This window comes from Streptomyces sp. ISL-87, from assembly GCF_018614095.1.
GTDB lineage: Bacteria > Actinomycetota > Actinomycetes > Streptomycetales > Streptomycetaceae > Streptomyces.
Genome location: NZ_JAGGOY010000151.1, coordinates 1 through 3,546, shown reverse-complemented (window position 1 = coordinate 3,546; position 3,546 = coordinate 1). Strand labels below are relative to the sequence as shown.

Genomic DNA, 3,546 nt, shown 5'->3' with positions numbered 1-3,546 from the left:
GGCCACGGCACTAGCGGGGCGGGGCCGCACGCTCCGTCGTGTCGTGTCTGGGGGTGGTGGCGGTCAGCCCGCTTCCTTGACCTGGGCCGGCGTCGGGGCGGTGCCGCCCAGGTGGGCCGGCAGCCACCACGAGTCCTCCGGGCCCTTGGGCTTGGCCGGGTAGGCGCGCTGCGCCGCGTCCAGCAGCTCCTGCACCCGCTCGCGCAGCCGGCGCGTGATCGCCCCGGCGTACTGGTCGGACGGCGCCTCCATCGGCTCGCCCACCCGCATCGTCACCGGGATGTGGCTGCGCTTGAGATCCTTCGGACGGCCCTTGGTCCACAGCCGCTGGGTGCCCCACACTGCCACCGGGATCAGCGGGACGCCGGCCTCCTGCGCCATGCGCGCCGCACCCGACTTGAAGCTCTTGAGGGTGAAGGACTGGGAGATCGTGGCCTCGGGGAACACCCCGATGATCTCGCCGGCACGCAGCGAGTCCAGCGCGTGCTGGTACGCCGACTCACCCTGCGCGCGGTCCACCGGGATGTGCTTCATCGCGCGCATCAGCGGCCCGGACACCTTGTGCCGGAACACCGACTCCTTCGCCATGAAACGGACCAGGCGCTTCTGCGGCCGCGCCGTCAGGCCGGCGAAGATGAAGTCGAGGTATCCGATGTGGTTCGACACCAGGACCGCCCCGCCCTTGCGCGGGATGTTCTCGGAGCCCTTCATGTCGATACGGATGTCCAGCGCGCGGAACAGCGTGTGCGCGGCGCCGATCACCGGAGGGTAGATGAGCTCAGCCATGGTGCGGAGACCCCGCTTTCTGCCTGGGGAGGTGCTCCCGGCCGGAAGTTACGGCAGCGTAGGTACGCGGCCATGGGGATCGTGCCCCATATGCGGCCCGCTGGCCAGCCCAGACGGTTGGGCCTGGGGAGATTATCGTCACGCAGGGAATGCGGTGCGCTCCCGGGGCGCTCGGATCAGCGTACGAGTGCGCGGGCGGCCGGGCGGGAGTACCGAGGCGTAGTGGCACGAGGACGGGAGCGGGCGTGCGAGGGCAGGACACCGGGCACGACACCGGGCGGGGAGCAGGTCGGCACACGGGCGGCGGGCGCGGAGCCGGCGCGTTCCTCGGCGCCGCCGAACTGGGCGCCGAGCCGGGGGCGCGAGCCACTCTGGTCCAGTTCTCCAGCGCCTTCTGTCAACCCTGCCGGGCCACCCGGCGGATCCTCGCCGAGGTCGCGGCCATGGTCGACGGGGTCGCGCACATCGAGATCGACGCCGAGCGGAATCTGGCGCTGGTCCGCGCCCTGGGCGTCGAGAAGACGCCTACCGTACTGGTCCTCGATGCTGCCGGCGGGATCGTCCGCCGGGCCGTCGGGATGCCGCGCAAGGCGGATGTGATCGCCGCCCTGGGCGTGGCCGTGGCCGGCGTATGACACACCGCCGCGCGGACCGACGTAAGAGAACTGGGAACGGAAGGACGGGCCCGGACGCGCCGGTGCGCGCGCCCGCACGCAGCGTGACGCGCCTGACATCTGCCCGTTGCCGCTTGACTGTGTACACGGGAGATCGCCAGGCTGGCTGCATGCCGTATGAACTCCTGCTTTACGGACGGGTCCACGTTGACCTCGTCCGGTACGCGAGCGCGCGCTGTTGGGATCGCTGATCGCCCCCGACCCCCGATCCCCGACTGTGCCCGCGGCCCCCGCGGCAGAAGGAAGACCTCTCATGACGGCCCAGACGGCTTCGACGGCCCCGTCTGTACGTTCAAGCGCCTCCGGCACTACCGGCACTACCGGCGCCTCCGGCACCGACGAGCGCGGCCTGCCCGGCTCGCCCGACCTCCTGCGCTCCGTGTTCCGCCGGCATGCCGCCGGTGTCGCGGTGATCACCGCCGCGGACGGCGTCACACCGGTGGGCTTCACGGCGACCTCGCTCAACTCGGTCTCCGCCGATCCTCCACTGCTGTCGTTCACCATCGGCACCGGCTCCTCCAGCTGGCCCGCGATACGCGACTCCGACCACGTCGGCGTCCACATACTTGGCGAGCACCAGAGCGAGCTGGCCGGCCTCTTCGCCCGCAGCGGAGCCGACCGTTTCGGCCCCGGCACCGAATGGTCCCCCGGCCCGCACGAGGTCCCGCTGCTGGACGGCGTACTGGCGTGGCTGGTGTGCCGGGTGGTGGCGGTGGTGCCCGCGGGCGCGCACCGGGTGATCATTGCGGAGGCGGTCGCGGGCGAGCCCGTCGGGGAAGGCCGGCCCCTGCTGTACCACCAGGGGCGCTTCAACGCGCTGAGGGACTGAATCGTCCCTGCTGGGGCGGGTTCGGCGGCGTTGGCCAGATCACAGTTCGGTGAGCTTGCAACCGGGGAAGACCCAAGGTGTACTGACGAGTAACATTCCCATCGGAGCGCGGGCCGCCCCGACCGGGATCGGCCCGAGATGGCGCCTATGCTGCCTGCACAAGGCGGTACCAGAAATGACGATGCGGTAGGAGAGCCGGCGTGAGCCTGAGGATCGTTGTCTGTGTGAAGTACGTGCCCGACGCCACCGGCGACCGGCAGTTCACCGAGGACCTGACTGTGAACCGCGACGACGTCGACGGCCTGCTGTCGGAGCTCGACGAGTACGCCGTCGAGCAGGCGCTGCAGATCGCCGACGAGGCGGACGATGCCGAGATCACCGTCCTGACGGTCGGGCCCGAGGACGCCAAGGACGCGCTCCGCAAGGCGCTGTCGATGGGCGCCGACAAGGCCATCCACGTCGAGGACGACGATCTGCACGGCTCCGACGTCATGGCCACCTCGCTGGTGCTCGCCAAGGCGATCGAGAAGGCCGGCTACGACCTGGTCATCACGGGCATGGCCTCGACCGACGGCACCATGGGCGTGCTCCCGGCGATCCTGGCCGAGCGCCTGGGCGTCCCGCAGGTCACCCTGCTCTCCGAGGTCAAGGTCGAGGACGGCACCGTGACCGGCCGCCGCGACGGCGACTCCGCGAGCGAGCAGCTGGAGGCCTCCCTCCCCGCGCTCGTCTCTGTGACGGACCAGTCGGGCGAGGCCCGCTACCCGTCCTTCAAGGGCATCATGGCCGCCAAGAAGAAGCCGGTGGAGTCCTGGGACCTGGAGGAGCTCGACATCGAGTCCGACGAGGTCGGCCTCGAGGGCTCCTGGACCAAGGTGGACTCCGCGGCGCAGCGCCCGGCCCGTACCGCCGGCACGATCGTCAAGGACGAGGGCGAGGGCGGCAAGCAGCTGGCCGAGTTCCTGGCCGGCCAGAAGTTCATCTAGGGGATCGGTGGCGCGGGCCGGTTGCAACTCGACCCGCGCCCCGGGGATTGCCTTCGCAGGAGCATTCCCGTGACTCCTCCCCCGAAGGGGCTTCTCACTCGACCGATGAGACGGCCTCATGACGGACAAGCCCTGCCCGGAGCTAGTGCTCGGGCCGAGCCTAGCGGTCAACACGTCTTTCCCCGGCTGTAGTTCGGGGTTCTCGCCCAGGAGTAGCAATGGCTGAAGTTCTCGTCTACGTCGACCACGTGGACGGCGCCGTCCGCAAGCC

4 protein-coding genes are annotated in these 3,546 nt (G+C 70.5%); 3 read left to right on the top strand and 1 reads right to left on the bottom strand.

The features are described 5' to 3' along the window. Positions 1-63: 63 nt before the first annotated feature. On the bottom strand, positions 64-786 hold the full coding sequence (locus tag J7I97_RS37600) for a 1-acyl-sn-glycerol-3-phosphate acyltransferase (protein ID WP_214944690.1): 723 nt from the start codon (positions 784-786) through the stop codon (positions 64-66). A 245-nt stretch (positions 787-1,031) separates the two neighbouring features. Here J7I97_RS37600 and J7I97_RS39395 point away from each other — a divergent pair, with 245 nt between their 5' ends. The 3 genes from J7I97_RS39395 to J7I97_RS37585 all read left to right on the top strand — a co-directional run bounded on the left by J7I97_RS39395 (position 1,032) and on the right by J7I97_RS37585 (position 3,275). Continuing rightward, positions 1,032-1,421, top strand: a complete 390-nt coding sequence (locus tag J7I97_RS39395) for a thioredoxin family protein (RefSeq protein WP_308369374.1) — start codon at positions 1,032-1,034, stop codon at positions 1,419-1,421. Positions 1,422-1,713: 292 nt separating this feature from the next. Further along, positions 1,714-2,289 (top strand): flavin reductase family protein, encoded by a 576-nt coding sequence (locus tag J7I97_RS37590; RefSeq protein WP_214944686.1) that lies wholly within the window; start codon positions 1,714-1,716, stop codon positions 2,287-2,289. 200 nt (positions 2,290-2,489) lie between these two features. Further along, positions 2,490-3,275, top strand: coding sequence for an electron transfer flavoprotein subunit beta/FixA family protein (locus tag J7I97_RS37585; protein WP_214944684.1), 786 nt, complete (start codon positions 2,490-2,492; stop codon positions 3,273-3,275). Positions 3,276-3,546: the final 271 nt, after the last annotated feature.